The 5905-nt window shown below is 57.4% G+C and carries 4 protein-coding genes and 1 pseudogene; all 5 read right to left on the bottom strand.

Features of this window, described 5'->3' with window-relative positions; genetic code table 11:
- Window positions 1-945: pseudogene (locus FQ755_RS33550) on the bottom strand (type VI secretion protein VasK); the annotation flags it as partial.
- Complete coding sequence (locus tag FQ755_RS33545) at window positions 911-2227, bottom strand: hypothetical protein (RefSeq protein WP_144161595.1); 1317 nt, start codon at window positions 2225-2227, stop codon at window positions 911-913. The pseudogene FQ755_RS33550 and the gene FQ755_RS33545, both read right to left, overlap by 35 nt.
- Complete coding sequence (locus FQ755_RS33540) at window positions 2227-2487, bottom strand: PAAR domain-containing protein (RefSeq protein WP_144161592.1); 261 nt, start codon at window positions 2485-2487, stop codon at window positions 2227-2229. Before FQ755_RS33540 ends, FQ755_RS33545 begins: the two co-directional genes overlap by 1 nt.
- 135 nt (window positions 2488-2622) lie before the next feature.
- Window positions 2623-3288 carry a hypothetical protein gene (locus FQ755_RS33535; protein WP_144161589.1) on the bottom strand — a complete coding sequence of 222 codons (666 nt, stop codon included), beginning with the start codon at window positions 3286-3288 and terminating at the stop codon, window positions 2623-2625.
- 16 nt (window positions 3289-3304) lie between these two features.
- On the bottom strand, window positions 3305-5728 hold the full coding sequence (locus tag FQ755_RS33530; protein WP_144161586.1) for a M23 family metallopeptidase: 2424 nt from the start codon (window positions 5726-5728) through the stop codon (window positions 3305-3307).
- Window positions 5729-5905: the final 177 nt, after the last annotated feature.

The following is a 5905-nucleotide window of genomic DNA, read 5'->3' as shown; positions in this document are numbered from 1 at the left end:
GTTCGACGAAGCGAGCGCGCGTAGGCTTGCGGCCATCTGTTCGCGATGGTCGCCTACGTACTTCGAGATTTCCAGCAACCATACCGCTTTCTCGCGCGTATAAAGGCGTACGCCCGCGTCTGCCGACCATCGCTCGACCCGGCCGAGCAGTTCAGGCACGCATGCCGCGGCATCCTGCGCCTGCCTATGTGACCCGTTCGGCATGAAGGTGCCGACCGCGTTGAACTCTCCTGACGGGCTGGCCTGTATCTCGACCGGGTGCAGGAACGTGACAGGTGCGGCCCAACCAAGCGAAGTCGCAATCATCGAGAGCGCGCGTGGCAAGCCCGTGTCAGTGTTGTCGGAGCGGGCGACGTGGACCAGACCATCGACCGGGCGACGACTACGCAATCTGCGGATCTGGCAGAGCCACTTTTCTTTCTCGATACCATCCGGCGCGGCATGAACCAGGACGGTCTCGCCGACGTGCATGACGCCTGCCTGCTTGAGTCCGGGCGCAACCTGATCGACCTGCTCGTCGCTGCCGTCGACCATCAGCCAGTGCAGACGGCTACGCCAAAACCAGCCATGCGCGACGCGCAGCTCTTCGGCCATGCGTTGCAGCCGTGCGTCGCGCTTGAGCAGCTTTGCCGCCTTAGCGCGGTCTCCGGCCTCGCTGCGAAAGAGCCGCGCCGCAAAGCCATAAGCGCCAGTTGCGAACAGGACGAGGTGAGCGACGACAACGACTGCGAAGATTGACAGGATGACGATGATCGCCTTCAAGTGAGACTCACCGGGCGAGACGCCGACCATATCGCCGCGCAGCGATACGATGCCGATTGCGAGTAGAGCGACGACCAGCGCCGCGACGGGTATTCCCCATATCGCCAGACGGCTCGCCGGGGCAGATTCCTCGTTCGAGGTTGTGGGCTCAAGCGAGCGCAGGGTAAGCCTGGGGGCGTTCATCGGTATTCCGGTTATTATCGTTTGTTGTGGGCGTTACGCGCAGGACTGCGGACTGTAAGCCGTCAATGATGAGTTGCGGGCCGTCTGCCGCGCCTGATTCGATCGCTGCTGCGATGGACAGCCAGCCGTTAGCATCGCCGAGATCGCCAGCAATGCGGTCGGGGCGTCGCTGCGCCTCGTCTTTCGCAATGGCGTCCATATGGGCCGCGCGCAGCGCCCTGTCGCATCCGTCTACAGGACGGGTTATCCACGCTCGAACGATTGAGGCAAAGTCAGCGTTGCCCCATACCGCAGCATTGGCGAAACCGTATTCAGCCTCACCAGCGAACCCGCTGACGGGCCTGTGCAGCAGCGCGGCGACCTTGACCGCTTGCGGCAAGCGGAAGTATCCCGCCGTAATGAGTACGGCGACGCAACCCTCAGTGCTGCCTTCGGGGGGGCCCGCCTCATGCCATGCGGTCGTGACGACGAGCAGCGGACGGGCGTCCTTTGCGTCGAGCCACGCATCGGCGACCATCAGACCGTCCGTAGCCACTACCGCCTGTACCGCGAGCGGCGGCAAGCCCGCGATGCGAAGTGCGTCAACGACCCGCGCGACGTCAGCCCGTTCACCGCCTGGCTTGCTGAGTACGCGAACCTGTGGCCACCATTGCCGCTCGTAGCACGTCAGGGCACACAGGCTCGCCTCCAGTGGTTCCAGAGCCTTGGCGATCTTGAGCGTAAGCAGCGAAACCGGTGTCGTCGCCTGATGTGCCCCGATGCTTTCTTTGCCGACTTCGGGACCGACCGTTTCGGGTTCGTCGGCCCTCCAGTCCGATTCCTTGAAGCGGGAGTGCAGGACGAGCTTCGAGCCTGTACGCGGTAACTGAGCGGTAACCGCGCACTTCCCGGTCGCAATCGCGACTGCCAGCGCCCGTTCGGTTTGCTCACCTAGCGGCAGACAATAGCCCACATCGAGCACCTGGAGGGGTTTCTGCGCGGTGCGGAGGCACTCCGCGAGCCACCGGCCCCGATGATGGTTGCGCCAGTACGCCCGATACCAGAGACCCTCGTAGCCAGCGCGCTCAATGGCAAAGAGAATCAGGAACGCCCCGTTAGGAGCGCAAACGAAGCAGAACCAGAACCATCCCCCGCTTGCGAGCTGTCCCTTCGGCCAAAGCAGCATTGCAATGGCAACGCCAGAGACGTTGCAGGCAAGCCAGATGCAGAACCACCACGGCCAGAACCGGGGACGGCGCGGATAGGCACTGGGGCGTCCGGCCAAAGACAGATCGACCGGCATTATTCGATATTGACGTTCTGAAGCGACGAGATCAGGCGGCAGCCGCAGGCGCAACGGTAGTGGTGGAAGGCGACCGGCTTGCCGTCGCGGTCGGGGAACTTCGCGTAGCCCTCATCGATGACGGTCGGGCCGTGCTCGTCGCAGATAGCCTCGTCGCCTTTACGGGCGAGCGGGCGGCCCATGAAGTTGAACCATTCGGAGCCGCCAGTCACTTCGCCCCCGTTTTCGAGCTTGTCGCCTTTTCGGATGGGAGATTTCATTCCACTATTTTCACTTTTTGAAAAATCATTATTACTTGGGCAGCGAGTTCCCATATTGCATATTTGGTAAAAAATTGAGAAACAAGCAACGTGCGCTTTCGAGTCGACTGCTTAACCCTCTTTTTAGTAGCTTGGCTATGGCAGTGCGTATTTGGACGCTTGCTTCGCGTCTCTAAACTTGGAGAATTCATTCGGCTTCAGCCGCAAAGCGGGAAAGCAAGCGGCAGATACGTCCGGCGCCGCATAATAAATAACTATGGATCCGTCTGAAAGCGGAGAAAATGTAATCGGAAGGTTAGCCAGATCATCCTCCCATCCCGCTGCCGAAAGACAGGACGGGTTATTTTCATTAACTGCCCTATAGTCAGACTTTACCAAATCGATGAGATCAGGCCGAACAAATAGGCGTCCATCCTGACGGCTGGCAATGTTGTATATTTGATTCAAATCAAGTCGCCTTCCACTCGCTTTTTCGAATGCAATCCCATATTGATACGAAGAAGAATGCACTCCATCACATATCATGTCTCCAGATACTTGGAGTACAACTACCTCGCCTGTGTCGAGTATTTTTTTTATGGAAGAACTATATTGCCCAATTGAATTCATTGTTTTTGCTGTCTCGGCGCAGTCTCTAGCTGAAGATTCAATTCGCCCCTTTAGCGAATCAAGGTTTTTTTTCAACCCAGGCGAAACGTCTGAAATAGCCGGAATCGGCCCCACTGCCAGTATACTAGAATAGGCACTGGTATTAAATGCGGACGACAAAGCGCATAGCATTAAGGCGGCGAAATTTTTCATGAGTAACGCCCTCGCTTCACGACGGGCTTTGAGCGGTAAAGTCAACGTAGACATGCGAGAGCGCTGTCGACGCGCCCCACGTTGGCGAGTGATGGGGAACCAAGACAATCCTCTGTCGCGCATAGGCCAATGTCTTACTCGCTACTGTCTCCGTCGAGTCTCCACGATATCGAAGGACAAAGGCGGCATACTGCTGCCTATCATCGTACCCATTCCCGCCTCCATTTACCAAAACGGATATCCGACCAATCGTCTCAGTATCAATCCCAGTATCGGCTACCCGAGAGATATTTGAGATACCCATGAAATGCTTCCAGACCCAAAAAAATCCAGCACTATCGCAAGCATTTGAATGATTTGAGGCAACGATGTCAGGATCGTAGCGCGGATACCATTGCCTTCTATCACTTTGTGTATGTCCGGGAGAATCTACAGTCGGCGGTCCGGACCAATAATGCGTCGAAGCAGTAGTAATTCTCAGGTCAACATAGTGTCCAGATGTATTTCCGGAAAACCCACGGAATTTCCCATAGTCGTCATATAGCGTCGGCCATGTAAGCTGCATTAGCCCGCGCCCATAGAATGCTTGGTAATACTGCGCATTTCCGGTCGTTGCGCTTCCCTGTCCTTCCTCAATCGCCGTTTTCAGCAACCCCGTTTCAATATAGATCTGCGACAAGAATGCCGTTTGTCGTTCCGGCGTCGTAATTCCATATTTTCGAAATGCTTTACAGAGGTCGGCATAAGCGATAGTGTCACCACTCAATCGACCGCGAGCCGTTTGCCATGGCAACGTTGCTCCGGCATGATTCAACCCGTAGCGACGGGGAAGAAGCTGCGTAAGTTCGTTCAAACTAAGCCATCCGCACTTCCTGAAATGCCGAATAAACGCAAGCGGGTGGAAAAACCAGAGCTTCTGGCCGGCGGGCAAGCCGGTCGTATCCCAGAACTGGATTTCCTTAAGATACTTGAGAAAATCGCTGTAGCCTTGGTCGTTGCCGTGATAGAAACCGCCGTCGTCAAGTAGCTTTGCGTAGCGCGTCTCGTTGTTCGTGCTATCCCATTCGCTCGGTGCATTGCAGATGAATCCGCGCAATACTTGACGCACCGGGTTGTTGCTCTTCAGGTAGGTCGAGAGCGCGACCTCATGCTGGGGCTCCGTAACGTCCTCAATCACCGGAAGCCGCTCACTTTCCCCCGCATCCTTGACAAAGTTTCTGAGCGCAGCCAGGTCACACCTGCCGTTGTTATCGAACGGAGTATTGCCATTGGTAATCTTCTGCCAGCCCATGAACGAGGGAAAATCCGCATCGGACAGCTTCTTGATCTCCGCGTTGTTGATGTCGATATAGCCCTGCTTCCCGACCGCGTAGGTTACCTGTACCCAGGTCGTACGTTGACTGGATATGGTTACCGGATGCGGGTTGCCTTCCAGTGCTCCATCGGGAGCAGGCGGTGAACTGGCGTCCTGATCCGTTAGCGTCACCGCCGGAGAAAGGATGCGCCCAAAGCGCAGCAGTTCATAGCCGTCGCTCGGGCACTTGGGGTAGAGTGCGTTCGCGCGCTCATATAGATCGTATTCGTAATCAGCCTCACATACCGGCTGCTCCGTGAGCAGCGTATGCGTGCCGTCCATCGCAACGCTCCAGACCTTGGTGTACTTCGCCCCCTTGCTGAAGTACGTTTCGACGACAAGCGGCAGTGTGTTCATGTCGGACTTGCCCGCCGTGAACGCGATGCCATTCAGCTTGTCATGTTCATCCGTTCCCGGCGGTAGCGCGAAAAACTGTTGTCCGGCGGCAATCCTATAGTACGTATGCCCCCAGCAGTCCGAAGTCGTCGGTGTTGACGGGACGCCATTACCGAGTTGCGTATGGCCGAAGTACGCATCGAAATCCTGTTGCTGCATGAAGATCTCGAAGTGCAATTGCGTGACGCCCTGATAACGCCCAAGATAGCCGATCACGTCTTTGCGGCGCACCTTCTGGCCACTCCCTTTCGCGGCGGGAGTTACCTTCCCTTGTATATCCTCCCCGGAGGGCGTGCACAGGAATTCGGGCAGCAGATTTCCCTCATGCCCGAATGACTGGTACTCCGCGAGCGGTAGCAGGTGCATATAGAGCGAATAGAACGTCAGCGTACGACCCTCGCCCGTTTCGGTCGAGTGCTTGAGCAGGACGAACCCCGCGTTGCCGTTGCCCGAGTCCATCGCGTGCTGGCAGACCCGGTAGGCGACCACCTCGCCATCGGCGATGGCGTGCACTGCGCCATGCGTGTCGGGCGCGAGGTGGATGCCGCAATGCCAGCTCCGGTCGGATGCGACCGGATAGATGCCGTGCGCGAGTTCAAACTCGTCGACAGCATCCATCATCGGGTCAGTCTTCGATCTGTCGTCGAACGTGAGGCCCGATTCGGGCAGAAAGGGAGGGCTGATAATCATCGTGCGTCAGTTCGTATGGGGAGGACGGTCGTTGAGCTTCAGGTTGCTGCCTGGCAGGGATGGCAACTGGGTCGGCACGTTGTCGGGTCCAACGAACGTGAACGAGCCTGCCTTGATGGTGAACGCGGCTGGACAATGGAATGTCATGTTGCCGCCCTCGATCACGAGCGAGGCCCC

Origin of the sequence: Paraburkholderia sp. BCC1885, assembly GCF_900996235.1 — a bacterium.
GTDB lineage: Bacteria > Pseudomonadota > Gammaproteobacteria > Burkholderiales > Burkholderiaceae > Paraburkholderia.
Note: the sequence above shows the minus strand (reverse complement) of the source record. Positions and strands in the feature narration are given on the sequence as shown.